The sequence below is a fragment of the Cupriavidus numazuensis genome (genome assembly GCF_905397435.1).
In the GTDB taxonomy this organism is placed as follows: domain Bacteria; phylum Pseudomonadota; class Gammaproteobacteria; order Burkholderiales; family Burkholderiaceae; genus Cupriavidus; species Cupriavidus numazuensis.
This window is the reverse complement of sequence record NZ_CAJPVI010000042.1, coordinates 13568-34743: the sequence shown is the minus strand read 5'-3', so window position 1 is coordinate 34743 and position 21176 is coordinate 13568. Positions and strand designations below refer to the sequence as shown.

Annotated in this window: 21 protein-coding genes, 3 tRNA genes and 1 riboswitch; of the genes, 16 read left to right on the top strand and 8 right to left on the bottom strand. The window is 65.5% G+C overall.

Going from position 1 to position 21176, the window contains the following annotated elements; genetic code table 11:
- Positions 1–12: 12 nt before the first annotated feature.
- Together KHO41_RS28200 and KHO41_RS28195 are read right to left on the bottom strand one after the other, a co-directional pair.
- The gene (locus KHO41_RS28200) at positions 13–951 is read right to left on the bottom strand and encodes a TorF family putative porin (protein WP_211956541.1); all 939 of its coding nucleotides are present in this window, start codon (positions 949–951) and stop codon (positions 13–15) included.
- A gap of 53 nt (positions 952–1004) precedes the next feature.
- A riboswitch (guanidine-I (ykkC/yxkD leader) is annotated at positions 1005–1120 on the bottom strand.
- A gap of 162 nt (positions 1121–1282) precedes the next feature.
- Positions 1283–3724, bottom strand: a complete 2442-nt coding sequence (locus tag KHO41_RS28195; protein ID WP_211956540.1) for a DUF3772 domain-containing protein — start codon at positions 3722–3724, stop codon at positions 1283–1285.
- A 479-nt stretch (positions 3725–4203) separates the two neighbouring features.
- Between KHO41_RS28195 and KHO41_RS28190 the strand changes: the two genes are divergently transcribed.
- A complete protein-coding gene (locus KHO41_RS28190) occupies positions 4204–4563 on the top strand; it encodes a mechanosensitive ion channel protein MscS (protein WP_211956539.1) in 360 nt (119 codons plus the stop codon).
- Between the two features lie 28 nt (positions 4564–4591).
- Here the strand turns inward: KHO41_RS28190 and KHO41_RS28185 are convergent, their stop codons facing one another.
- The 3 genes from KHO41_RS28185 to KHO41_RS28175 form a co-directional block, all read right to left on the bottom strand.
- A complete protein-coding gene (locus KHO41_RS28185; RefSeq protein ID WP_211956538.1) occupies positions 4592–5569 on the bottom strand; it encodes an ABC transporter substrate-binding protein in 978 nt (325 codons plus the stop codon).
- Positions 5570–5672: 103 nt separating this feature from the next.
- Entirely contained in the window at positions 5673–6161 is a 489-nt protein-coding gene (locus KHO41_RS28180) for a hypothetical protein (RefSeq protein ID WP_211956537.1), read from the bottom strand.
- Between the two features lie 350 nt (positions 6162–6511).
- The gene (locus KHO41_RS28175) at positions 6512–7255 is read right to left on the bottom strand and encodes an SDR family oxidoreductase (protein ID WP_211956536.1); all 744 of its coding nucleotides are present in this window, start codon (positions 7253–7255) and stop codon (positions 6512–6514) included.
- 117 nt (positions 7256–7372) lie between these two features.
- On the opposite strand from KHO41_RS28175, the gene KHO41_RS28170 reads away from it, so the two are divergent.
- The 7 genes from KHO41_RS28170 to KHO41_RS28140 all read left to right on the top strand — a co-directional run bounded on the left by KHO41_RS28170 (position 7373) and on the right by KHO41_RS28140 (position 11750).
- Entirely contained in the window at positions 7373–8296 is a 924-nt protein-coding gene (locus KHO41_RS28170) for a LysR family transcriptional regulator (RefSeq protein ID WP_211956535.1), read from the top strand.
- Positions 8297–8383: 87 nt separating this feature from the next.
- Positions 8384–8638, top strand: a complete 255-nt coding sequence (locus KHO41_RS28165) for an AbrB/MazE/SpoVT family DNA-binding domain-containing protein (protein ID WP_211956534.1) — start codon at positions 8384–8386, stop codon at positions 8636–8638.
- A complete protein-coding gene (locus KHO41_RS28160) occupies positions 8638–9000 on the top strand; it encodes a type II toxin-antitoxin system PemK/MazF family toxin (RefSeq protein WP_211956533.1) in 363 nt (120 codons plus the stop codon). The genes KHO41_RS28165 and KHO41_RS28160 overlap by 1 nt, the downstream gene beginning before the upstream one ends.
- Positions 9001–9146: 146 nt before the next feature.
- A complete protein-coding gene (locus tag KHO41_RS28155; protein WP_211956579.1) occupies positions 9147–9584 on the top strand; it encodes a YciI family protein in 438 nt (145 codons plus the stop codon).
- 183 nt (positions 9585–9767) lie between these two features.
- A complete protein-coding gene (locus KHO41_RS28150; RefSeq protein ID WP_211956532.1) occupies positions 9768–10496 on the top strand; it encodes an oxygen-binding di-iron domain-containing protein in 729 nt (242 codons plus the stop codon).
- A gap of 58 nt (positions 10497–10554) precedes the next feature.
- Positions 10555–11046 (top strand): flavodoxin family protein, encoded by a 492-nt coding sequence (locus tag KHO41_RS28145; RefSeq protein ID WP_211956531.1) that lies wholly within the window; start codon positions 10555–10557, stop codon positions 11044–11046.
- A gap of 50 nt (positions 11047–11096) precedes the next feature.
- Positions 11097–11750: a glutathione S-transferase family protein gene (locus KHO41_RS28140; protein WP_211956530.1), complete on the top strand. Its 654-nt coding sequence runs from the start codon at positions 11097–11099 to the stop codon at positions 11748–11750.
- Between the two features lie 38 nt (positions 11751–11788).
- Here KHO41_RS28140 and pip read toward each other — a convergent pair whose 3' ends face one another.
- Together pip and KHO41_RS28130 are read right to left on the bottom strand one after the other, a co-directional pair.
- Positions 11789–12748, bottom strand: a complete 960-nt coding sequence (gene pip / locus KHO41_RS28135; protein WP_211956529.1) for a prolyl aminopeptidase — start codon at positions 12746–12748, stop codon at positions 11789–11791.
- 52 nt (positions 12749–12800) lie between these two features.
- Positions 12801–13730 (bottom strand): LysR family transcriptional regulator, encoded by a 930-nt coding sequence (locus KHO41_RS28130; RefSeq protein ID WP_211956528.1) that lies wholly within the window; start codon positions 13728–13730, stop codon positions 12801–12803.
- A gap of 160 nt (positions 13731–13890) precedes the next feature.
- Here KHO41_RS28130 and KHO41_RS28125 point away from each other — a divergent pair, with 160 nt between their 5' ends.
- From KHO41_RS28125 to KHO41_RS28100, 6 genes are all read left to right on the top strand, one after another.
- Complete coding sequence (locus KHO41_RS28125; protein WP_211956527.1) at positions 13891–14856, top strand: Bug family tripartite tricarboxylate transporter substrate binding protein; 966 nt, start codon at positions 13891–13893, stop codon at positions 14854–14856.
- Positions 14857–14878: 22 nt separating this feature from the next.
- The gene (locus tag KHO41_RS28120; protein ID WP_211956526.1) at positions 14879–16102 is read left to right on the top strand and encodes a CaiB/BaiF CoA transferase family protein; all 1224 of its coding nucleotides are present in this window, start codon (positions 14879–14881) and stop codon (positions 16100–16102) included.
- A gap of 94 nt (positions 16103–16196) precedes the next feature.
- On the top strand, positions 16197–17987 hold the full coding sequence (locus tag KHO41_RS28115; RefSeq protein WP_211956525.1) for an acyl-CoA dehydrogenase family protein: 1791 nt from the start codon (positions 16197–16199) through the stop codon (positions 17985–17987).
- Positions 17988–18078: 91 nt separating this feature from the next.
- Positions 18079–18154: transfer RNA gene (locus tag KHO41_RS28110), tRNA-Asn, on the top strand.
- Between the two features lie 6 nt (positions 18155–18160).
- Positions 18161–18236 (top strand) — tRNA-Gly (locus tag KHO41_RS28105).
- Positions 18237–18255: 19 nt separating this feature from the next.
- Positions 18256–18330 (top strand) — tRNA-Thr (locus tag KHO41_RS28100).
- Positions 18331–18433: 103 nt separating this feature from the next.
- Here KHO41_RS28100 and KHO41_RS28095 read toward each other — a convergent pair.
- The gene (locus tag KHO41_RS28095) at positions 18434–18574 is read right to left on the bottom strand and encodes a hypothetical protein (protein ID WP_211956524.1); all 141 of its coding nucleotides are present in this window, start codon (positions 18572–18574) and stop codon (positions 18434–18436) included.
- 284 nt (positions 18575–18858) lie between these two features.
- On the opposite strand from KHO41_RS28095, the gene KHO41_RS28090 reads away from it, so the two are divergent.
- Complete coding sequence (locus KHO41_RS28090) at positions 18859–19563, top strand: glutathione S-transferase N-terminal domain-containing protein (protein ID WP_211956523.1); 705 nt, start codon at positions 18859–18861, stop codon at positions 19561–19563.
- A 125-nt stretch (positions 19564–19688) separates the two neighbouring features.
- Entirely contained in the window at positions 19689–21029 is a 1341-nt protein-coding gene (locus KHO41_RS28085) for a PQQ-dependent sugar dehydrogenase (RefSeq protein WP_211956522.1), read from the top strand.
- The last annotated feature ends 147 nt before the right edge of the window (positions 21030–21176 follow it).

Below are 21176 nucleotides of genomic sequence, written 5' to 3'. Positions count from 1 at the left end.
GCATCGACGGCATCAGGGAAAGCCGTATCCCACCGTGGCCAGGAACTGGTTCTTCTGGCTGACGCCGAAGCGGTTCTTGCCGCCAAGGATCCACTGGATGCCGACATTGAGCGGTGTCTCGGGAATGGGGGCGGCAAGCGCCAGCGTAAGGTGGCGGAAGGCGCCGCCTACAGGAGCGTTGCCCACATAGCAGCCATTGACCACGAACGCCGCGCCGGGGCCGCACCCTGTGCCACTGAGCGTGTCGGTCGTGCCGAGATACTTGCCTTCCTTGCGGTAGGTGTAGGCACCCGCCGTGGCCGTGAACGTCATGCCGTACGGCAGGGGCTGAGTGAATACGAGCGTCCAGTACGTGTCGCCCTTGTTGCCCCAGACCACGTCGTTGAGCAGTGTTTGCGCGTTGAGGCTGACGGGTCCGTAGGACAGCCCGACTTTGGTTTCGAGTGCATTGGCATGGCTGCCGTTGATGTAGTAGTACGCGGTCATGCCCGCGGTATAGCCGATGCCGCCGGGCAGCTTGCCGCTGTAGGCACCGTAGAAATCATTCTCGATCGAGCGGTCTTTCTGGAAGTCGGTGATGCCGCGGTCGCTGTACGAATTGCCGAGCTGCCGGTACGAGTAGTTGATCATCGATGCCCAGTAGCCGATGCTCCAGCCGCTTTCATGGGCCAGGTCCACGCCCCACTGGAGCGCGGGGCGCGAGGACTCCGGCGCGTCGGCGCCGGCATTGCCGAGCGGCGCGCCGTTGCCATAGGTGCTGGTGGCACCGCGCAGCACGTAGCGCGACACCGCGTCGACGTGGCCCGTGAAGGTGTACGGGCTGGCTGGTGTGGAATCTGGGGGTGGTGGAATCTCTTCGGCGTATGCCGCGGTGGAGAGGTGGGCGGCGGCAAGCAGCAGGACAGCGGTGCGCAAAGGGCGCGCCAGGTGGTGGACGGGGAATCCCGACATGAAATGGCTCCGGTCAGTGACAAAGGCAGGGAAGCCACCTCTCTGCGAAGTGAACCTCCCGGGCTTTTGTCCCGCCGTGGAGCCGCCGGCGGATCAGGTGCCGGTGGCCGGTCGCTCTCGGACCAGGCATCGTGCGCATGGCACGACCGGAACCCTAGCTACCCTTCGGTGAGCGACACGCGGCCGCTTCCCCGCTTGCATTCAGCAACATGCGTGCCATGTATTTGCCGTGCATGGCGCGCCAGACCGATGCATGGCGCGCGGCTGGCGCACCGATCTGGCGGCTTGGGGGCAACGTGCGGGTGCCTCGTCCCCATGCCGGTGCGCGGCGTCATGGCGCCGGCAGCAGCGCTTCCGCCGTCATGCCCGGCAGGTTCTCGACGCGCAGCGTCTGCGGCATGGTCAGCGAAATGCCGGCGCTGCGCAGGCGCTTCAGGATCTCGAACAGCAGGTCGCTCTTGGTGGAAGCCGCAACCCGCGGGTTGGCCACGAAGCCCGTCACGCTCAGCGTAATGCCGTTGGGTGCGAGCTGGCTGAAGGTGACCGATGGCACCGGGTGGTCGAGGATGGTTTCGTTATCGAGATAGGCGTCGAGCAGGAGGTCGCGCACCTGCTCCGGATCGGTATTGAGCGGGAAGGTGAGCTGTAGCGTGGCCACGCCCTGCGTGCTGTGGCTCATGGTCACGTTGCGCACGTTCTGCGAGATGAGCTGCGAGTTCGGCACGATCATCGTGGAACGGTCGCCGAGCTGGATCTCGGTCGCGCGCACGTTGATGCGGCGGATGTCGCCTTCCACGCCGCTGATGCTGACCATGTCGCCGACCTTCACCGGGCGCTCGGTCAGCAGGATCAGGCCCGACACGAAGTTCTTGACGATCTCCTGCAGGCCGAAGCCGATGCCCACCGACAGCGCGCTGACGATCCACGCCAGGTTCTCCCACTTCACGCCCAGCTGGGCCAGCGTCAGCAGCACGATCAGCACATAGCCGACATTGCTGAACAGCGTGACCAGCGACGCGCGCAGGCCCGGCTCCATGCACATGCGCGGCAGCAACTCCGCATCGAGCCAGCGACGTACCGAACGCAGCAGCCAGATGCCCACCGACAGCGCGACCACGGCGTTGATGATGCGCTCCGGCATGATGTTGTAGCTACGCAGCTTGTCGCCGCCGAGCACGGTCAGCAGGCTGTCGAGCAGTTCCGCGGGCGTGGTGCCGAAGCCGCCGGTCAGCAGCGCGATAATGGCAACGATCGTCAGCACGCTGGTGCCAAGGCCCGACAGCAGCGTCGATGCCTGTTCCAGGCGGGTGTCGTCCACGCCGAACAACTGCCGGATCACGCGGCCGCTCGCGTGCTGCGTCGACAGCAGGCTTTCGAAGATGTCGCGCGTGAGCTGGGTCAGCAGGTACAGCGTGCACAGCACGATGTCGAACCACACCAGTTCGTAGGTCACGAAGCGGGCAAAGCTGACATAGCCCGCGAGCAGCGCAATCAGCGCGACGATAACGGCGAGCGTGACGCCGGCGTGGATCATGCCCGCCAGCGTGGCGCGTGCCTCGGCGCGCTCGCCGGCCGCGGCCAGCCCGCTGCGTACGCGGTTGGCGCGCAGCAGCGCGGCGCCGATCGTGAACACCACCACCAGCGACACCAGGCCGCGGCCCAGCAGCGTGAACGGCACGCTGGTATCGGCAATATGGTTCAGCAACTCGAGCGTGCCCGCCAGCAGCAACAGCCCGGCCAGTGCGCGCGGGAACGGCTTGAGTGCGCGCGCCACCGGGTCTGCCATCGCCGGCAGTCGCCACGAGGGGTGGTGCGTGCACAGCAGCGCGCGGCCGAGCCCCGCAATCAGCGCGCTGGTCAGCATGAGCCTGGCCAGTGCGCCGAGCAGGTCCTGCAGGTCAGTCGGCGGCTCGTAGCCGCGCGTGAAGGCGTAGTAGACCAGCTGCACCGCGAGTGCTGTCGTGACGACGGTGGTGAGCGCGGTGGCGAGAGCCAGCGCGCTGCGCCGCAACCGGGTTTCGGGCAGGCGCGTCAGGCAGAACCACGCGGCGGCCCGTTCGGCAAGGCGCCGGCCGAGCGTCCAGACCGCGAGTGCGAGCATGAGCAGCAGCGCGGTGGCGCCGCGTTGCTCCGGTTCCCATGCAGTCTTGATCAGCGGCACGACTTCGTCCACGAACGCTTCCATGCGCGCGCTGTCGTCATCGGATGGCTTGAACAGCGGCGCCCAGAACTGCGGGTTCAGGATGCTTTCCGATCGCAGCGCAAGCTGGTCCTTCATGCGGCTGCGCTGCAGCTTGGCGAGCTGGGCGTTCAGGTTCTCGATGTTCTCCTTGCCTTCGGCCGCCTGCTTCAGCGCATTGTCGAGCTGGACCTTGCGCGCATTGAGCTCGGCCCGCTGCCGTGCCACGGCGGGCATTTCCGGGGGCGTGGCGCCCGCTGCGGGCGGTGGCCCGAGCACGTCGAGCTGGGCCTGCAACTGAGCGCGCTGGGGCGTCAGCGCGCCGGTCAGCTTGTCGACGTCCTTGGCGAGCTGGTGCAGGGCTTCGTCCAGATCCCCGAGGCGGGTCGTGCCATTGACGCTGGACGCGGACTGCTTGATGCGGTCCTGCTCGGTCTGCAGGCGCTTGAGTTCGGTGATGGCCTCGGCGTGCGTCAGGGCCGGGGGCTGGTCCGCATCGGGCGCGGACGCCGGCTCGGCCGCCATCGCGGCTGGCATGAGGTGGAACAGTGCGGTGAGCACAAGGCTCAGGGCGAGCCAGGAAAGTCTGCGCATGGCGGATTCACGTTGTGACGTGGCCGCCCGGAAGTCGCCGCCGACGCTCCGGCAAGCCACTGTGCGCCGGATGGCGGGGAGCGAATGCCTGAGGATGCGGATTGGCCCGGGGGCGCGGGAGACGAACACAGGAAGCGAGACCACGCTGTGGCCGAGCCGCTTCCACGAAATTGACCAGCGACGCGCGGCGCTGCCGCATGGCTTGACGTCGGGCCTGTCTGGCGCGCGGTAAGCCGGCTGGTTAAGTGGCGGTCGGTGTGGCTGGCCGCCGGACGGGTGATTATATGAAAGCGTTCAGATCACACGGCCCTGCATGCGCCTTCTGCGTCGCCTGGCAGTTGTAATTGTCCGTTACCGCCGGAAGCGCGCGTTACACCGCTAACAACTGGGAGCGCCTGCGGAAACACCTGAGCGAGGGTTTCTTGTGCATGATGACATCACGACATCAGTACCCGAAGTCCCTGAAAAAGGAGTCAATCATGCGCCCCTCCATCCGTATCGCTTCCGCTGCCGCCGTGTCGCTTGCCCTGCTGGCTGCCGGGCCGGCGTCGGCGCATGACCGCTATCACCATGGCGGTGGCTCTCAGGCCGGCGTGGCCCTTGCCGTTGGCGCGCTGGTGGGCCTCGCATTTGGTGCGGCCGTGGCTTCCGCGCCTGTGGTGGCTGCCCCTGCGCCGGTCGCCTACGCACCGCCCGCCTACGCACCGCCCGCCCGCGTCAGCTATGCCGCGCCGGCCGTGCCGCCGGGCTACTGCTATCGCGGCGACATCGGCGGCTACGTACCGTGCGGCCCGCAGCCGCGCGGCTATTACCAGGCTCCGGTGGACTACGGCTACTAACCACTCAGTCGATTGAGTCCACTGTGTCTCAAGCGATGGCGAAGCCGGTATCGAACGTTGCTCGCGCGTCGAGCCGCTGTTTGAGCAGGCCCGTCTTCAGGTAGAAGTCGGCGGTGCGCTGCTGCTCGGCAATGAGCGCATCGTCGATCTTCTGCCACTGCGTGTGCCGGCGCTCGAACTGCAGGCGCGCGGCCTCCGGTGAAATGCCGATGATGCGCGCAAGCGTCGCCGAGAACTCCGGCACATGCTGATAGGACCAGGCCTGCGCGCGTACCACGCGCTGCAGGAAATCGGCCAGCACGGCGCGTTTTGCCGCCAGCGCCGTGTCGGTCGCGGCCACATAGCTCAGCCCCGACCACAGGCCGCGTCCGCTGACCAGCACGCGTGCATGCCCGCTGGTTTCGGCCATGGCGGTATAGGGTTCCCAGGTTGCCCATGCATCGACCGAACCGCTGGTCAGCGCGAGTTTGGCATCGGCCGGCGGCAGGAAACGGATGTTGGCATCCTCCGGCCGCAGTCCGGCCGATTCCAGCGCCTTGAGCGCGACGAAATGGCCGATCGAACCGCGATTGGTACCGATGCTCTTGCCCTTCAGGTCAGCCGCGCTCTTCAGCGGCGAGTCGGGGCGCACAAGGATGGCGGTGCCATAAGGATCGGAACGATTGGCGCCGATCAAGCGGATGCGCGTGCCCGCAGCCAGCGCGAAGATCGCCGGCGCATCGCCAATGGGGCCGCAGTCGACGGCGCCCGCATTGAGCGCTTCAGCGAGCGGCGCCGCGGCGGGGAACTCGGTCCACTGGATGTCGTAGGACAGTCCGCGCAGTGCATCGGCGGACTCGAGCAAGGCACGCAGCCCGCCTTTCTGGTCGCCCGCTTTCAATAACGGGCGTCCCTGTGCGCGGACTGCGCCGGCGCCGGGAAGTGCGGCAAGAAGAAGCGTGTCGGTGGCGATGGCGGCGGTAGCCACCGTGCCGTAGCGGAGGAATTGTCGTCGGGATGCAGTCATCGGTCATGCGTGCCATGTGAATCATTCGGACTGAAGCCAGCCCGATGAGCATGCAACCGTAACGCGATCGATCCCTTGCGCGAACGAATATATCCGCGCTTCCTTATGCGGGCGATGTCTGTCCCGAGGGACCAGTCCCGCCGATTTCCGCGCTTTTCCCTGCGTCGTGGGCGTCAAGCCGTTCCATCGAACGCAATTCGGTTTGGCGGAATACGCCGTCCACGGTGATCCATGGAAAGCGTACGCCGGTCACCACATTCTCGAAGGCAATGTAGGGCGTTTCGCCATCGAACACGCACGTGAAGACGCGCGGAGACTCCTGTCCGTGGCGCACGCGGTAGCGTGCCCCGTGTTCCAGCCGGAACAGCATGTCGCCCTGGCGCAGCAAGCGCGAGGTGGGCTGGCATACGCCGTGGCCGGCCTCGGCCGCGGCGCGCTGGTGCTGTTCATCAAGAACTTGCTGAAGCCAGTCGTCGAAGCCGAGCGTGGTCTTGTGCTGGCCGACCAGCGTCATCCATTCATCGATGCGCCGGCGCTGGCCGTCCTGGCTCTCGGCTTGTGCGCCGACGCTATAGTCCTTACGCCTGCTCATACCGTCTGTCTGGCTATCCTGTCCCGGCCCGATGGGCGTGAAGCGGGCACTATGACGGCAGTGCAGCAGTTCAGGAAAGAGTAGAACTACTCAACTCGTTGCTGCGTAAGCGATTCCCGGTTTGCGCGGCGTCCTGCGCGGGCCTGTCGGATCGGGAAAAAAGGCCGGCGGCCGGCCAGCGGCCGCCGGTCCCGAACGATCGGGCAATGTTTGGGGAATCGTGTGCCGCAGTAGCACACGATAAGCAATGACGGTATCCACGCGATGAACCGTATCCCTGCGAAGGTAGGGGGAAATTCAGGCATCTTCCAGGCTCGTCGTAGGGCCTGGAAGCGTTTCGGCGCTGGACGTCAGGCCGCAAAGCCGCCATCGATGTTCAGGCTGGCCCCCGTGACGAAGCCTGCTTCCGGGCCAGCGAGGTACGCCACCATGCCCGCGATCTCCTCGGGCCGCGCGTGGCGCTGCAACGCCATCAGTCCATGCAGCGAGGTCGCAAAGTCGCTGTGCTCTGGGTTCATGTCGGTATTGGTCGGCCCCGGCTGCACGTTGTTCACGGTGATGCCCCGGGGCCCGAGGTCGCGCGCCATGCCCTGTACCAGGCCCTTCAGCGCTGCCTTGCTCATGGCGTAGGCGCTGCCCCCGGCGAACGGAATGCGATCCGCATTGACGCTGCCGATATTGATGATGCGGCCGCCTTCGCCCATGTAGGGCAGTGCTGCCTTGGCTGCCACGAACACGCCGCGCACATTCACCGCCAGCGTCTTGTCGAAATCTTCCAGGGAAAAGTCGTCGACCGGGCCCAGCAGCAGCACGCCGGCGCTGTTGACCAGGATGTCGATCTTGCCGAACTGCCGGGCAGCATCGTCGACCGCACGCGTCACGGAAGCCGCGTCCGCCGCGTCAGCCTGGAAGGCCCGTGCGCGTCCGCCGGCGGCATTGATTTCCTCGGCCACTGCGTGCGCGCCCGCTCCCGAACTCTGATAGGTAAAGGCCACAGCCGCGCCTTCGCGCGCCAGTCGGCGTACGACCGAAGCGCCGATACCGCGCGCGCCGCCGGTGACGAAGGCAACCTTGTCGGAAAGAGTGGTGGTCATGATGTTTGCTCCTGAAAGCGTTGGGTGGTTGGTGCATCGAAGTATGGTCAGGCGATTCCCCTACCGGTAGGCATCACTGCGGATCATGTTTTTCAACCATTGGTATAAGCTGGGGGCATGGAAGCCCTGAACCTGCTCGAATCTTTCGTCCATAGCGCCGAAACCGGCAGCTTTTCGGCTGCGGCGCGACGGCTGGGACTGACGCCCGCGGCGGTCAGCAAGAACGTCGCGCGCCTGGAGCGCCACCTGGGACTGCGGCTGTTCCATCGCAGCACGCGGCGGCTGACGCTGACCTCGGGCGGCGAGCAGTTCTTCTCGCAGGTGTCCAATCCGTTCTCGGCATTGCGCGATGCATTTGCCGGCGCGGCGGAGGATGCTGGCAAGCCCGCCGGCGTGCTCAAGGTCGGCATGGCGCTCGCGTTCGGGCGCGAGTACCTGGTGCCGCTGCTCGGCGAATTCCTCGCGCTCTATCCCGGCATCGTGCCGGACTGGCACTTCGAGAACCGTCCCACGGACCTGATCCGGGACGGCTTCGATGCCGCCATTGGCGGCGGCATTGAACTGACCGAGGGCGTGGTCGCGCGCGAGCTTGCCCGGACGCACGTGGTCGCGGTGGCATCGCCGGCGTTCATGCAGGGAAAGGCGCTACCCAGGCACCCGTCGGACCTGCTTGCGTTCGACGGCATCGTGCGGCGCTCCGGCGCCACCGGCCGCTTGCGCGCCTGGACCTTGCGTAACCAGGTCGGTGAACAGGCGCCGGCCGAACACCGCGCGCGATTGATCTTCGACGACCCCGAAGCCATGGCCCACGCGGCCATGCACGGGCTTGGCATCGCGCTGCTGCCGATGCCGCATGCCGCGCCAAGGCTCGAGAGCGGAGCGCTGATGCGGCTGCTGCCCGGCTGGTACGCCGACAACGGGCCGATCTCGCTCTACTACCCGAGCCGCACGCTGCTGCCGCCGCGCACGCGTGTGTTCATCGAGTTCGTGGTCGACGCGTTCCGCAACAAGGGACTGGCGCGGCGCTTTGACGGGCGGTAAGCGATGGCGGGTGCGTTTAAACGAGTTGAAACATCATGGCGGGTCGTTTAAACTCGTTTAAACGTATAACGAAGCAGAGATTGCATCATGCCGACAACCGCGAAACTCACCATCCAGCGCTGGGGAAACAGTCTGGCGGTCCGCATCCCGGCCGAAGTGGCGCGTGCGGCCCATTTCGAGCTTGGGCAGGAAGTCGAAGTTACCTCCGACGAGATTGGAGTGACGGTGAAACCGCTGGGGCCGCGCAAGCTGACGCTGGCGGAGAAGCTGGAAAAGTACGATCCGGCAAAGCATGGGGGTGAGGCGATGCCGACCGGCCGCGTCGGCGCGGAGGTGTTCTGATGGCGCGGCCGTCGTGGGTGCCGGATCGTCAGGACATTATCTGGATCGACTGCAACCCTCAGTCCGGGCGGGAAATGAAAGACATGCACCCGATGCTCGTGCTTTCCCCGAAGGCGTTCAATGAACGAACGAGCATCGTGATCGGCTTGCCGATGACGACAGCTTCGTACAACGATACGAACCCGTTCGCCATCAAATTCCATGGCCCGAAGAATGTCGCGAGCTACATTCTCGGGCACCAGCCCAAGTCCTTCGACTGGCGAGCGCGCGGTGCCAGGGCGCATCCGTGGAAGCGCGCGCCCGATGACGTGTTCGCTGCTGCCTGCGAGCAGCTGAACCAGATCATCGCCATCTGCGGTTGACACCCACGACGGCGGGTTGCCTGTCGACGCAAAGGCTCTTAGCCTGTAGCCGTGCGCGCGTGCCGCGCCACAGCCACGAAAGTGGCCCCTGAAACACTGCGCACCGGCCCAACGCTTGCCCGGCGCGCACTCACGGAGGCATGACGATGCGTGTGATGGTGATCGTGAAGGCAACCAGACAGTCGGAGGCGGGCGAAATGCCCAGCACCGAATTGCTCGAAGCCATGGGCAAGTTCAACGAGGAACTCGTCAAGGCGGGCGTGATGCTCGCCGGCGAGGGTTTGCATCCTAGCTCGCGCGGCAAGCGGGTACGGTTCTCGGGAAGCAACCGGACCGTGGTCGACGGTCCGTTTGCGGCGACCAATGAACTGATCGCCGGATTCTGGCTGTGGCAGGTCAAGTCCATGGACGAAGCCGTGGAGTGGGTCCGGCGCTGTCCCAACCCGATGGAGGGCGACTCCGAGATCGAAATCCGCCGGGTGTTCGAGGCCGATGATTTCGGCGAGGCCTTCACGCCGGAACTGCGTGAGCAGGAAGAGCGCCTGCGCGCCGAAATCGACAGCAAGTCCGGCAACCCTGGTTGATCCGGGCGCGCCCCCGCGCTTTGGCACGTTGAAGCGAATCCGGGTGCCCATGCGGCGCCCGACTCGTCTTACGGCTTGCTATTTGGATATAGCACCTTCTATATCCAATATCAGTCGACCCCAACGAGAGCCATCGACAGCCGTCATGGCCGGATTGTCCCGGCAGAAAGGAAGGGAATGAACATGGAACACACCGGACCCGTCACCACCGTGGACGAAATTGCCGACGGTATCTTCCGCATCTCCACGCCCGTCCCGCCGCAGGACATGCCGGGCGGCTTCTCGTTCAACCAATACCTCGTGGTGGATGACCGGCCGTTGCTTTACCACACGGGTCCGCGCAAGCTGTTCGCGCAGGTGCGCGCAGCCATCGAGCGTGTGATGCCGGTGTCGCGGCTGGCCTATGTCGGGTTCTCTCACGTGGAGTCCGATGAATGCGGCACACTCAATGACTTTCTCGAACTCGCACCCGATGCCGTGCCGCTGTGCGGCCAGATCGCCGCGATGGTGTCGATCAACGACATCGCCATTCGTCCGGCGCGCGCCATGGCCGATGGAGAGGTCATCAGCCTTGGCGCGCACCGCATCCGCTGGCTTGCCACGCCGCACGTGCCGCATGGCTGGGAATGCTCGATGGCGTTCGAGGAAACCACGCGTACGCTGCTGTGCGGCGATCTCTTTACGCAGCCCGGCGACGCAAATCCGCCGCTGACCGAAGGCGACATCCTCGAATCGAGCGAGGCGTTCCGCTTGCAGATGGACTACTACGCGCACAGTCCCGATACCGGGATGCATCTGCAGCGGCTGGCCGATCTGCAACCGGCCACGCTCGCGTGCATGCATGGCAGCGCGTGGCGCGGCGACGGTGCGGCACTTCTGGGCCGCTTGTCGCAGCGACTGGCGCAACGGTAGGTGACGTGCACGCGCATGCTACAGTCGGCCCGACATTTGCGAGCATGAGCGTGTACGAATGAAGACCCTGCTGATCGTCTATCACACCATGACCGGCGGTACCGCCCAAATGGCCCAGGCCGCGGCCGACGCGGCACGCCAGCAGCCCGACGTCACGGTCAGGCTGCTGCGTGCGGTCGATGCCGGACCGGATGATGTACTGGCCGCCGACGGCTACTTGTTCGCGACGCCGGAGAACCTGGCCGCGATGTCGGGCCTGATGAAGGATTTCTTCGACCGTTGCTACTACGCCGCGCTCGATCGCGTGAACGGGCGTCCTTACGCCGCCATGATCTGCGCGGGCAGCGACGGGCAGAACGCCCTGCGGCAGATCGACCGCATCGCGACCGGCTGGCGCCTGAAAAGCGTGGCGCCCGGTTTGATCGTCTGCACGCACGCGCAGACGCCGGAGCGCATCCTGGCGCCCAAGCATATCGGCGCCGACGATCTGGAGCGCTGCGCGGAAGTCGGCGCGGGTCTCGCGGCCGGCCTTGCGCTCGGCGTGTTCTGAGCCGGAGCCCCTGCCAGTTACTTTGCCCGCTGTCACCCCCGGAGGTAACCATGCTGCTGTATGCGCACCCGTTTTCCTCGTACTGCCAGAAGGCGCTGATTGCCCTGTATGAGAACGGCACGCCGTTCGACTTTCGGATGCTGTCGCCGGAGCATCCCGACACGCTGGCCGAGCATGCCGCGCTCTGGCCAATGCAACGCATGCCGGTGCTGGTTGATGCGGGGCGCACCGTGGTCGAGTCGACCATCATCATCGAGTACCTGGACATCCACCATCGCGGTCCCGTGCGCTGGATTCCGCAGGACCCGGACGACGCGCTCGAAGTCCGCATGATGGACCGCTTCTTCGACAACTACGTCATGACGCCGATGCAGCGCATCGTGTTCGACTACATCCGCGCGCCCGAGCAGCGCGATGCGGCAGGCGTGGCCGACGCCAGGCAATTGCTGGACCGTTCATATCAGTGGCTCGACCGTGCCATGGCCGGGCGCGAATGGGCTGCGGCCGGTGCCTTCAGCCTTGCGGATTGCGCGGCGGCACCAGCCCTGTTCTATGCCGACTGGGTGCATCCCATCGCCCCGGCCCTGACCAACGCGCGCGCTTACCGCAGCCGGCTGCTGGCACGGCCTGCGTTTGCACGCGCGGTGGACGAGGCCCGTCCGTACCGCAAGCTGTTCCCGCCCGGAGCGCCGGACCGGGACTGAAGGTCTGCACAGATGGGCGCCCGACGTATCGCTTACCGCTACCGTTGCCGCTGCGCGAACCGGTCCGTCGCCCGAATCAACTGATCCAGGATGCCCGGTTCGGTCCACGCATGCCCGGCGCCCTCGATCAGATGGAAGTCGGCGTCGGGCCAGGCCTGGTGCAACGCGAACGCATAGCGCGCGGGGCAGGGCATATCGTAGCGGCCGTGCACGATCACGCCGGGTATCCCCGCCAGGCGGTGCGCGTCGCGCAGCAACTGCCCGTCTTCCAGCCACCCGCGGTGCGTGAAGTAGTGGTTCTCCAGCCGTGCGAACGCTAGCGCGAAATGCGGATCATCGTGCTTGGTGCTGTTGTCCGCGTCAGGCAGCAGGGTGATGGTCTCCCCTTCCCAGACGCTCCACGCGCGAGCCGCTTCCAGTTGCTTTGCCTCATCGTCGCCGGTCAGCAGCTTGCGGTAGGCGGCCATCATGTTGCCGCGTTCCGCTTCCGGTACGGGCGCCTGGAAGCGCGCCCACTTCTCGGGGAACATCTCCGACACGCCGAACTGGTAGTACCAGTCCAGTTCCGCTTGCGAGACCGTGTAGATGCCGCGCAGCACGAGTTCGCTCGCACGCTGCGGATACTTCTGCGCGTAGGCGAGCGCCAGCGTCGAGCCCCATGAGCCGCCGAATACCAGCCAGCGCTCGACACCCGCGAGTTCGCGCAGACGCTCGATATCGTCGACGAGATGCCACGTGGTGTTGGCCTCCAGCCCCGCATGCGGCGTGGAGCGGCCGCAGCCACGCTGGTCGAACAGCAGCACGTCGTAGCGCGCGGGATCGAACAGCCGGCGATGATCGGCGCTGATGCCGCCGCCGGGTCCGCCGTGCAGGAATACGGCAGGCTTGGCGCCGGGCGTGCCGACGCGCTCGTAGTGGATCACGTGGCCGTCGCCGACATCAAGCGTGCCGGTGGCATACGGTTCGATGGCAGGGTAGAGGGTGCGAAGGGTTGGCATGGGGTTGGGCTCCGGGTACGTCATGGCTCAGTGTAGCGCTGGGCGAGGACCGTCATGCGGCCGTGCGGTTGCGTCGTCTTTTAGGCGGCGCGGCGGTGGCCGTTGTGGCGCTCGCGGCAAGTGCGGCGAGCAAGGCCAGCACCACGGGCGATTGCTCGTCGCTGCGCCAGATGCCATGCAGTTCGGACGGCTTTCCGGCGCGCACGATCGGTCTGCTGACCAGATTGGGGAACTGCACTACCTGAACCGAAGCCGGAAGCAGCGCGACACCGAACTTCTGCGCGACCAGCGTGGCAATGGTCAGCATGTGGCGCACCTTGTGCCGGATATTCGGCGTGAATCCGGCACTGGCGCATAACGCGACGACCTGATCGTAGTGTTCGGGTGCGAAATGGCGAGGGAACAGCACGAAGTCCTCATCGCGCAGTTGTCGCAGGTCGATTGCGTCGCTGTTCGCCAGCGGATGATCGGCCGGCAATACGCACACGAAGCTCTCCGTATGCAGCAGCCGCGATGACACGCCCGACGGAATCACGCGCGGATGGATGATGCCGATGTCGATCTGGTTGCGCTGCAGCGCATCGATCTGCTCGAAGGTGTTCAGCTCTTGCACGACCACCTCCACCTCCGGGCGCGCCGCGCCGAATTCGCGGATTACGCCAGCCAGGCCGGTCAGCAATGACGATCCAAGGCAGCCAATGCGGACCGAGCCCTGTTCGCCGCGGGCGACGCGGCCGGCCAGGTTTTCGGCATCGCGCGTGAGCGCAAGGATCTTGAGTGCTTCCACGTAGATCACCTTGCCGGCGGGGGTCAATGCCACTTCGCGCGTGCTGCGTCGCAGCAGTTCCAGTCCCAGCGACGCTTCCAGCTGCCGGATATTGAAGCTCAGCGGCGGCTGCGTAATGGCGAGACGAGCCGCCGCGCGTCCGAAGTGCAGTTCTTCCGCAACCGCGACGAAATAACGCAATTGTCTGAGGTCCATGTCGATGTTCGGGATTGATTCAATCTCTGTATGAATGGGACAAAAAAATATATTGGACTAGAAAACTCGAGACGCCAAGAATGGCTGCTGAAATACCGCCATGCGGCAGAAGACCGCAGGCCAGAAGACTACAAAACCAGCAGTAGCCAAGGAGACAACCATGGTTAGCAAAGCTGTTGCCGCCCTCGGCGCCGCCGCCTTCATGGCCGCCGGCGCGCATGCGCAGGAATACCCCACCCAAGCGATTCGCATCATCGTGCCGTATGCCGCGGGCGGCATGACTGACGTGGTGGCGCGCGTGGTCGGGCAGAAGCTCGGCGAACGGCTCGGCCAGCCGGTCGTCGTGGAGAACCGGCCGGGCGCGGCCACCATCGTGGGCGCCGATCTCGCGGCCAGCGCGAAGCCGGATGGCTACACGCTGCTGGCGGCGACCAACACCACGCTGACGATCAACCCGTGGCTGTATCCCAAGCTGCCCTATGACCCGGGCAAGAGCTTCGCGCCGATTGCGCTCGTCGCGACTGCGCCGAGCGTGATCGTTGTACACCCGTCCGTGCCGGCGAAGACGCTGGGCGAACTGGTGCAACTCGGCCGCGCCAAGCCAGGAAGCCTGAGCTATGCGTCGTATGGCAATGGCTCCTCGGCGCATCTCGCGGGCGAAATGCTGCGGGTGCGCGCCAATGTCGATCTGCTGCACGTCCCGTACAAGGGCAGTGCGCCCGCCAAGGCCGCCGTCATGGCCGATGAAGTGTCCATGACGTTCGAGCCGGCCTTCACCGGCTTGCCGCAAATCTCGGCGGGCAAGCTGCGCGCGCTCGCGGTGATGAACAGCAAGCGCTCAGCTGTGCTGCCCGATGTGCCGACCACGGCGGAGCTTGGCTACAGCGGGCTCGAGATGTCGGCGTGGGTTGGCCTGATGGCGCCGGCCGCGACGCCGCGTCCGATCGTGAAGAAGCTGGCTGGCGAGATCGAGCGCATCGTCGCGGATCCCGACGTGCAGAAGACCTTGCTGCGCAGCGGCGCGGAGCCCGTCGGCTACTACCTCGACGCGTTCGGCACCTACATTCGCGATGAAACCGCGCGCTACGGCAAGGTCATCGCTGCTTCGCACATTCGTGCCGACTGAGTTTCCTTCACTCCACGACATCATGAGCAAACCGCTTTCCCATATTCGCGTGCTCGATCTCACCCGTGTGCTGGCGGGTCCTTGGTGCACGCAGAACCTCGCTGACCTCGGTGCGGAGGTCATCAAGGTCGAACGCCCTGGCAGTGGCGATGAAACGCGCGGCTGGGGCCCGCCGTGGCTGCCCGACGCGGCAGGCGACGACGGTGACGATTCGGGCTACTACGCCTCGACCAATCGTGGCAAGAAGTCGATCACCGTGGATCTCGCGACCGAAGACGGGCAGGCGATCATCCGGCGCCTGGCGGCGGAGTCGGACGTGCTGGTGGAAAACTACAAAGTCGGCACGCTGGCCCGCTACGGGCTCGGTTACGAAGACCTCCGCGAAGCGAATCCGAAGCTGATCTACTGTTCCATCACCGGCTTCGGCCAGACCGGGCCCTACCGTCACCGCCCCGGGTACGACTTCGTGTTCCAGGGCATGGGCGGCCTGATGAGCATCACCGGCGAGCGCGACGACCTGCCCGGCGGCGGCCCGCAGAAAGTGGGGATCGCAGTCGCCGATATCACCACCGGCATGTACTCGAGCCTGGCGATCACCGCCGCGCTGGCGTGGCGCGAGCGCAGCGGACAGGGTCAGCATATCGACATGGCCTTGCTGGATTGCATCCTGGCCTTCGGCAGCAACCAGGCCGTGAACTATCTGGTGTCGGGCAAGCTGCCGCGCCGCTACGGCAATGCGCATCCCAACGCGGTGCCATACCAGGTGTTCGACAGCCAGGACGGGCAGCTTGTGGTGGCGGTCGGCAATGACGGCCAGTTCGCGGCGTACTGCGATGCCATCGGCCGGCCCGAGCTTGCGTCGGACGACCGCTTCGCCAAAGTCACCGGCAGGCTGGTCAACCGCGACGTGCTGCTGCCGATGCTGATGGAGATCATGCGTGCCGACACCACAGCGGCTTGGCTGGAGCGGCTGGAAGCTGCCGGCGTGCCATGCGGGCCGATCAACGATTTCAGCCAGACCTTCGCCGATCCGCAGGTTCGCGAGCGCGGCATCCGGGTGGACCTGCCACTGTCGGGTGGCGGGACCTGTCCGGCCATTGCGAGTCCGATGCGGTTCTCGGCTTCGCCGCTGGACCATCGCGTCGGTCCCCCTGTGCTTGGCGAGCACACCGAGGCTGTCCTGGGCGAGTACCTCGGCATGGATGCTTCGGAACTGGGCCGGCTGCGCACCGCCGGCGTGATCTGAGTCCCCGCGCCACGCGCGGCCCCGTACACCATCCACCGGCGTCGATGGCGCCGATGGCTCGCTTCATCCGTATCCACGACTGCAAGAGCCTGCCATGACTTTCCAAGCCCGCTACACCGCGTACACGCCCACGCGTCCCGCCACCTCCGGCCAAAGCTCACAGCACCTCGCGCCGGATTGCGCGGGACTGGATTTCTTCGCACTCGACCGAGGCCTGCAGGACCTGCTCTCGCTTTATCTGCCGGAGTCCGAGCACCGGCAGCTGCTGCCCCATTTCCAGCGCATGGGCGAGTTGGCTGGTGGCCGCCTGAACACGCTCGCGACGGTTGCAGACAAACATCCGCCGGTCCTGCACCCGCGCACGCGCTGGGGTGAAGATGAAGACTGGATCGAATATCACCCCGCCTACCAGGAGATGGAGCACATTGCGTTCGGCGATTTCCAGTTCCATGCGATGAGCCATCGCGGCGGCGCGCTCGGCAGCGAAGGGCCGCTCTCGTCGACTGCGAAGTACGCGTTCCAGTACCTGTTCGTGCAATCCGAGTTCGGGCAGATGTGCCCGATCAGCGTGACGGACACCTCGATCCATCTGATCCGCAAGTTCGGCAGCCCCGAGTTGCAGCGCAAGCTGCTGCCGCGCATGCTCGCGGCCGATCCGGAAGTGCTGTGGAAAGGCACGCAGTTCATGACCGAGAAGGCAGGTGGCTCCGACGTTGGCGCCGTCGAAACCACGGCGCGCTTTGTGGATGGCCAGTGGCGGTTGTACGGCGAGAAATGGTTCTGCTCCCACACTGACGCCGATATCGCTCTGCTGCTCGCACGCCCGGAAGGCGCACCCGCCGGAACCAAGGGCCTGGCACTGTTCGCACTGCCACGCACGCTCGATGATGGCAGCCGCAATGCGTACCGCATCGTCCGTCTCAAGGACAAGCTCGGCACGCGTTCGATGGCCAGCGGCGAAATCCGGCTCGAAGGCGCGCTCGCTTATCCCGTCGGCGCGCTCGACCAGGGCCTCAAGCAGATGATGGAGCAGGTCAACCTGTCGCGCTTGTCGCATGCGGTGCGTGCCGCCGCGATGATGCGGCGCTGCCTGAACGAGGCAATGCAGGCGGCACGGCATCGCTCCGCCTTCGGGCAGGAAATCATCAAGCACCCGCTGCTGCGCCGGCAATTGCTGAAGCTGATGCTGCCGACCGAGGCCGCACTGTCGATGGTCATGGCCACGGCCGACACCATGCGCCGGGCCAATGAAGGCGATGACACGGCGCGCAACGCGTTGCGGCTGCTGACGCCGCTGCTCAAGCTGCGCACCTGCCGCGACAACATCACGGTCGCAACCGGCGCCATGGAAGTCCGCGGCGGCAATGGCTACATCGAGGACTTCGTCAATGCGCGGCTCGTGCGCGATGCGCATATCGGCGTGCTGTGGGAGGGCACCAGCAACATCAATGCCCTCGACGCGATCCAGCGTGCCGTGCGCAAGGACGGCGCGCAGCACGCACTGAAGGTGATGCTGGCAGAACGCGTCGAGCAATCTTCGCAGTTGCCGGCAACCATGCGCCAATCTCTCTGGCAATGCGTGGAGCGCGCGGTGGCGCTGGCCGAGGCCGTGGCCGCGGAGGGCCGGCATGAAGCGGAGGTGCGCCGCGCCGCGACTGCGCTTTATCACGTCAGCGCAGCGGTGCTGATGGCGTGGGAGGGTGCCCGGCCGGGCGTCGATGCGAAGCGTGTCCTGCTGGCCGACGCCATGCTCCGGCATCGCCTGTTGCCGCGCGATCCGCTTGCGGCGCCGGACGGCGAGAGTGAATCCGCTGCCGATTGCCTGCTGCTCCAGCCTGGGGCGCTCACGCTGGACGAGGCGTGCGAGGCAATTCTCGCGGAGTGACGAAGACTTCAAAAAATCTTCCGCCAACGCTTGACACCTTGCCGGTCAATCGTTGTACAATCCGGCCTCCTCTCAACGAGGAAGCGTTGATTCCCCGATAGCTCAGTCGGTAGAGCGCCGGACTGTTAATCCGTAGGTCCCTGGTTCGAGCCCAGGTCGGGGAGCCAAACAACGCGGGAGTAGCTCAGTTGGTAGAGCGCAACCTTGCCAAGGTTGAGGTCGCGAGTTCGAGACTCGTCTCCCGCTCCAGTGCCCAGCACCGGACGTCGCCCATGTGGCTCAGTGGTAGAGCACTCCCTTGGTAAGGGAGAGGTCGGCAGTTCGATCCTGCCCATGGGCACCACCTCCGCTTTTTTTTCTCTTCTCGTTTTTCCGGTCGTCTTTCTTCTGCCGGGTTCCCGATCTTCTTCTGCTTTTGTTCTGACGCTTTGCGCTGATTGCCGTGGCTATCGTGCGACCACGCCATGCCGCACGGCATAAACGGTCAGTGCGACGATGTGATACGCGTTCAGTTTGCGCATCAGCTTTTCAATCTGCTTGCGCGCTGTCAGCGGGCCGGTGTCGAGCCATGTCGCAGGCTGTCTCACCTCGGACTTTGGCAGTGACCAATAAAAACGCGTAGAAGGCATTCATGAGATGCCGCACATCAAGATCAGCGAATCGCAGGCGGCTTGCTCAGGGTGCTGTCGGTTGCAGTGGGCGTGTGTAGCGCATTGACGAGATCGAAGTCGAACTCGTGACCATCTGCAGGGCGCGATCGGCAAGTGCAAGCGGCTGCTGTCGCGCTGGCCTGCAGCGCCGGCAGGGTCGGTTTATCATCGGGCATTCAGGCGCGGCATTCATGCCGTGCCGCCAGTTGCCAGGAGTTTTTGTGTCCGACCTGTCCGCCTTTCCCATCGCCAGCAAATGGCCAGCACAGCATCCCGACCGCATCCAGCTTTATTCGCTGCCAACGCCGAACGGCGTGAAGGTATCCACGATGCTGGAAGAAACCGGGCTTCCCTACGAGCCGCACCTCGTGCGCTTCGACCACAACGACCAGTTTTCGCCCGAGTTCCTTTCGCTGAATCCCAATAACAAGATCCCGGCCATCATCGATCCCAACGGGCCCGGCGGAAAGCCGTTGCCGCTGTGGGAATCGGGTGCCATCCTGCTGTACCTGGCCGACAAGTCAGGCAAGCTGATTCCCGCAGATCCCGCGGAACGTTACGAGACCATCCAGTGGCTCATGTTCCAGATGGGCGGCATCGGTCCCATGTTCGGCCAGGTGGGATTCTTCAACCGGTTTGCGGGCAAGGAGTACGAGGACAAGCGACCGCGCGACCGCTATGCGGCCGAGAGCCGCCGCCTGCTCAACGTGCTGAACCAGCGGCTGGCCGACCGGCCGTGGATCATGGGCGAGCAATACACGATCGCCGACATCGCCACGTTCCCTTGGGTGCGCAATCTGGTGGGTTTCTATGAAGCGGGCGAACTCGTCGGCATCGGCGATTTCCCGCATGTGACGCGCGCGCTCGAAGCCTTCGTGGCCCGGCCCGCGGTGATCAAGGGCCTCGACACGCCGCATCGCGGCTGAGGTGTCGCGGCGGCTCGGCACATGTGTCGGTCAACGTCCTACAGCGCGCTTCTTGCGCGCTGACAGAGACGAGCAAGGCGCGCACCTATAGTCAAAGCAAGGCCGCTTTGTCCGGAGGTTCCACCATGCCGCAGCCACGTCTTTCCGTGTCGCGTTCGCCGGCGACCGCCATTGCCGCGGTCGCCATCGCCATGGCCCTGGCCGGGTGCGGCGAATCGGCAAAGCTTCCGTCGGAAGCGGGCTTTGGCCCAACGCCGCAATTGCCGGCGCCCAACAAGACGGCCATTCCGACAATCCATATCGCACCCGCCAAAGGCTGGGCCGATGGCGCGCGGCCGACGGCTGCCGAAGGCATGTCCGTAGCGGCGTTTGCCGACAAGCTCGATCATCCGCGCTGGGTCTACGTACTGCCCAACGGCGACGTGCTCGTCGCCGAGACCAACGCGCCGCCCAAGCCCGATGATGGCAAGGGCATCCGCGGCTGGATCATGAAGCAGATGCAGAAGCGCGCGGGCGCGGGTACCCCCAGCGCCAACCGCATCACGCTGCTGCGCGATACCAACGGCGACGGCGTGGCCGACGAGCGTTCGGTGTTCCTGAAGGACCTGCACTCGCCGTTCGGCATGGTGCTGGTGGGCAATGATTTCTACGTGGCGGATACGGACGCCGTGCTGCGCTTTCCGTACCAGCCAGGACAGACCAGCATCACGGCAGCTGCGCAGAAAGTGGTGGACCTGCCGGCCGGCCCGATCAACCACCACTGGACCAAGAACATCATCGCGAGTCCCGATGGCAGCAAGCTCTACGTGACGGTCGGTTCGAACAGCAATGTGGGCGAGAACGGCATCGACAAGGAAGCCGGGCGCGCGGCCATCTGGGAGGTCGATCCCAGGACCGGGCAGCATCGTGTCTTCGCGAGCGGCCTGCGCAATCCCAACGGCATGGCGTGGGAACCTTCCAGCGGTGCGCTCTGGACCTCGGTCAACGAGCGCGACGAGATCGGCAGTGACCTTGTGCCGGACTACATCACCTCGGTCAGGGACGGTGGCTTCTATGGCTGGCCTTACAGCTACTACGGCCAGCATGTCGACACGCGCGTCAATCCGCCCGCGCCGGACATGGTGGCCAAGGCGATCGTGCCCGACTATGCGGTCGGCGCACACACGGCATCGCTCGGGATGACCGGGGCCGTCGGCAACAGCCTGCCCGCGCGGTTCCAGCATGGCATGTTCGTGAGCCAGCACGGTTCGTGGAACCGCAAGCCATTGGCCGGATACAAGGTGATCTTCGTGCCGTTCGACAACGGCCGTCCCAACGGCGCGCCGTTCGACGTGCTCACCGGCTTCGTCGGCCAGAACGGCGATGCGCAGGGCCGCCCGGTCGGGGTTGCGGTGGACAAGCGTGGCGGCCTGCTCGTGGCGGACGATGTCGGCAATACCGTATGGCGCGTGAGCGGCGCGCGATAGCGCCCACCTTGCCCGGCGGTGTGGCAGCGCAGCGCGGAAGGCGATTGCGCGGTGGCTGACCGCCGGGCCCGTGATGACTATACTTCGCCTGTCTGGTGACGGCGTGCCCGGGGGCGCGCCCGTCAGACAGGGCGGCAGGCCAGCGCC

What these genes read in the sequence shown, in the direction of transcription:
- KHO41_RS28155 (WP_211956579.1), top strand. Translation starts at nt 9,147, where the DNA reads ATGCGTGTGATGGTGATCGTGAAGGCAACCAGACAGTCGGAGGCGGGC.
- KHO41_RS28085 (WP_211956522.1), top strand. Translation starts at nt 19,689, where the DNA reads ATGCCGCAGCCACGTCTTTCCGTGTCGCGTTCGCCGGCGACCGCCATT.
- KHO41_RS28115 (WP_211956525.1), top strand. Translation starts at nt 16,197, where the DNA reads ATGACTTTCCAAGCCCGCTACACCGCGTACACGCCCACGCGTCCCGCC.
- KHO41_RS28120 (WP_211956526.1), top strand. Translation starts at nt 14,879, where the DNA reads ATGAGCAAACCGCTTTCCCATATTCGCGTGCTCGATCTCACCCGTGTG.
- KHO41_RS28150 (WP_211956532.1), top strand. Translation starts at nt 9,768, where the DNA reads ATGGAACACACCGGACCCGTCACCACCGTGGACGAAATTGCCGACGGT.
- KHO41_RS28160 (WP_211956533.1), top strand. Translation starts at nt 8,638, where the DNA reads ATGGCGCGGCCGTCGTGGGTGCCGGATCGTCAGGACATTATCTGGATC.
- KHO41_RS28185 (WP_211956538.1), bottom strand. Translation starts at nt 5,569, where the DNA reads ATGACTGCATCCCGACGACAATTCCTCCGCTACGGCACGGTGGCTACC.
- KHO41_RS28180 (WP_211956537.1), bottom strand. Translation starts at nt 6,161, where the DNA reads ATGAGCAGGCGTAAGGACTATAGCGTCGGCGCACAAGCCGAGAGCCAG.
- KHO41_RS28190 (WP_211956539.1), top strand. Translation starts at nt 4,204, where the DNA reads ATGCGCCCCTCCATCCGTATCGCTTCCGCTGCCGCCGTGTCGCTTGCC.
- KHO41_RS28125 (WP_211956527.1), top strand. Translation starts at nt 13,891, where the DNA reads ATGGTTAGCAAAGCTGTTGCCGCCCTCGGCGCCGCCGCCTTCATGGCC.
- KHO41_RS28200 (WP_211956541.1), bottom strand. Translation starts at nt 951, where the DNA reads ATGTCGGGATTCCCCGTCCACCACCTGGCGCGCCCTTTGCGCACCGCT.
- pip (WP_211956529.1), bottom strand. Translation starts at nt 12,748, where the DNA reads ATGCCAACCCTTCGCACCCTCTACCCTGCCATCGAACCGTATGCCACC.
- KHO41_RS28145 (WP_211956531.1), top strand. Translation starts at nt 10,555, where the DNA reads ATGAAGACCCTGCTGATCGTCTATCACACCATGACCGGCGGTACCGCC.
- KHO41_RS28130 (WP_211956528.1), bottom strand. Translation starts at nt 13,730, where the DNA reads ATGGACCTCAGACAATTGCGTTATTTCGTCGCGGTTGCGGAAGAACTG.
- KHO41_RS28175 (WP_211956536.1), bottom strand. Translation starts at nt 7,255, where the DNA reads ATGACCACCACTCTTTCCGACAAGGTTGCCTTCGTCACCGGCGGCGCG.
- KHO41_RS28165 (WP_211956534.1), top strand. Translation starts at nt 8,384, where the DNA reads ATGCCGACAACCGCGAAACTCACCATCCAGCGCTGGGGAAACAGTCTG.
- KHO41_RS28195 (WP_211956540.1), bottom strand. Translation starts at nt 3,724, where the DNA reads ATGCGCAGACTTTCCTGGCTCGCCCTGAGCCTTGTGCTCACCGCACTG.
- KHO41_RS28140 (WP_211956530.1), top strand. Translation starts at nt 11,097, where the DNA reads ATGCTGCTGTATGCGCACCCGTTTTCCTCGTACTGCCAGAAGGCGCTG.
- KHO41_RS28170 (WP_211956535.1), top strand. Translation starts at nt 7,373, where the DNA reads ATGGAAGCCCTGAACCTGCTCGAATCTTTCGTCCATAGCGCCGAAACC.